Here is a 1,956-nt window from a genome sequence, read left to right as displayed (position 1 = left end):
AATCTTGCCATGCCCGCTCCTTCAAACTTGTAGTAGCCAAATGTAGTAGAATGTGTAGTATTGTCTTATACTACAAAGTCATACTGATTATCAATCACTTATCACAGAATAGTATGTAGTAAGAAGAAAGATGAAAAAGTTTGGAGGGGAAAAACTTTGGAAAAGGTAAAACCATAAAACAGACAAACATAAATAATTATCATTCAACCCATTAATGTATCAAAACAATGAAAGAAGAAGATTTATCACTTATCAAGCGATACCCCATTGTGGAGTATCTCGAAAGGAAAGGTATCAAACCTGTCCGCAAAACACCTACCTATGTCATGTACCGTTCACCGCTCAGGGAGGAAACGCATCCGAGTTTCAAAGTGGACACGGAAAAGAACCTTTGGATAGATTATGGCGAAGGTAGGGGCGGAAGCATAATCGACCTCTGTATGCGTATGGAGGGATGCACGCTATCTGAAGCCATCCGTCGTTTGGGGCAGAACGCTCCCGATAATGGCACATATAATTTTCTTAATGACTTCGTGCCAAATAATCCCCAGCCTGCGATGGCTGTAAATGGAGCAAGGAGACTGATAGAAATATCAGACACCCTGCCACCACATTTACAGGATTATCTTACGAAGGAACGCTGTATTGATTTGGAAAAGGCTATGCCTTTCCTCAAATGTATCAGCTATGAGGTAAGAGGCAGGCACTATCAAGCCATCGGCTTTGCCAATCTCTCTGGCGGCTATGAGCTTCGGGACGACAAGACGTTCAAGGGAACGATAGCCCCGAAAGACATTACTCCGATATTCACGGATAGAGCGGAACCTGTATGTATCTTTGAAGGCTTCATGGACTTCCTCTCCTTCCTTTCAATGAAAGAAGAGATTACCAACCACTGCCTTGTGATGAACTCCGTGAGCAACGTAGCAAGGACTATCCGCTATTTGAATGACCGACACCTGCCCCATATCCGTGCCTTCCTTGACAATGATGAAGCAGGACGGAGGGCTGTTCAAGATTTCATAAAGGCAGGCTTCCATGTTGAGGACATGAACATACATTACAAAGACTTCAAGGATCTCAATGAATATCATGTCAGCTGTGTCCGTGAGCAGCAGAAACAGAAAGCGCAGGAACAGACACACATATCAATTACAGGACAAAACAAGAAATCAAAACAAGTCAAACTTAAAATGAAATAGAAATGGAAAAGGAAACTATGATGAGCGACAAAGACCTTTCATGGTTCTTGGGTGTGGAAGATGAAACAGAGAACGAATCTACTTCACAAGAAGCGACTGTGGTTCCTGAAAGAGAAAAACCAACAAATAAGCTGGACACAGAGAATACCATGCACTCCGAGCCTGCACGGAATACTGAGAACGTAACCGTTCAGAAACGTATCAGTGCCAAGATGAGAAAGAAAACACTCGAAGCCTACAAGCGAGCCTATCTTGTGCCGACCAAGTTAAACAACCGTAAAGCTGTCTATCTGAGCAGGGAGACACAGGAACGTGCCGACTTTATTGTGCGTAGGTTAGGCGACAGGGGCAGCAACCTTTCAAGCTTCGTTGAGAACATCGTGCGTCAGCATCTGGAGGAATATGGTGAAGACATAGAGAAATGGAGAAGACAGTAAGCCGTAAGAAAAGGTAGACGGTTTTCTGGAAAAAGGTCTACCCTTTCTTCAAAATAGGTCTACCTTTTCGAGCAAAAAGGTCTACCTTTTTTGCTAAAAGGGTCTACCTTTTCTTCTTCGACTTAGTTCTCTATGAGAATGCCACGAATGCAGTTAGTCATAGAATGCACGGCATTCACTTTTCGGCTGCAAAACGCCTCGTGCGTAAATGGTTTTATCACAGACATTGCAAGACGTCAGTTTGTACCCACAAACTGCTCTTGCTCCCCTCGTTCGATTGTCGGGGAGATAAGACCGTAATCACTCCGTTCTCATCG

General features: G+C 43.7%; 2 protein-coding genes. Both read left to right on the top strand.

Annotation, left to right across the window (positions count from 1 at the left end):
- The first annotated feature begins 227 nt into the window (after positions 1 to 227).
- Positions 228 to 1,202 carry a toprim domain-containing protein gene (locus H164_RS0114225; protein ID WP_019969243.1) on the top strand — a complete coding sequence of 325 codons (975 nt, stop codon included), beginning with the start codon at positions 228 to 230 and terminating at the stop codon, positions 1,200 to 1,202.
- 2 nt (positions 1,203 to 1,204) lie between these two features.
- Positions 1,205 to 1,639 (top strand): DUF3408 domain-containing protein, encoded by a 435-nt coding sequence (locus tag H164_RS0114220; protein WP_019969242.1) that lies wholly within the window; start codon positions 1,205 to 1,207, stop codon positions 1,637 to 1,639.
- The last annotated feature ends 317 nt before the right edge of the window (positions 1,640 to 1,956 follow it).

The organism is Segatella maculosa DSM 19339 = JCM 15638, from assembly GCF_000382385.1.
In the GTDB taxonomy this organism is placed as follows: Bacteria; Bacteroidota; Bacteroidia; order Bacteroidales; family Bacteroidaceae; genus Prevotella; species Prevotella maculosa.
The sequence above is the reverse complement of the archived record's forward strand: the minus strand, read 5'-3'. Positions and strand labels throughout refer to the sequence as shown.